We start from the raw sequence: 232 nt of genomic DNA on the forward strand, positions 1-232 counted from the left end.
GGATCGAACACATCCCGCACGCCAGCGCGGATTCGGCGCTGCTGGTGTTTATTCCCCTGCCGCCGGGCGCGTCGCTCGCCGCGCTGCGGCTGCTGGCGTTATGCTGCGAACCGCAATTTTTCCAGCGCCTGCGCGTGGAACAGCAGATTGGCTACGTGGTCAGCTGTCGTTATCAGCGTATTGCCGATCGCGATGGCCTGTTGCTGGCGTTACAGTCGCCTGACCGTTCTCC

1 pseudogene is annotated in these 232 nt (G+C 63.4%); it reads left to right on the forward strand.

Going from position 1 to position 232, the window contains the following annotated elements:
* Positions 1 to 232 (forward strand): annotated as a pseudogene (locus RTW80_RS30990) (pyrroloquinoline quinone biosynthesis protein PqqF); the annotation flags it as partial.

The sequence above is a fragment of the Escherichia sp. AM3 genome (assembly GCF_032029835.1).
GTDB lineage: Bacteria > Pseudomonadota > Gammaproteobacteria > Enterobacterales > Enterobacteriaceae > Escherichia > Escherichia coli.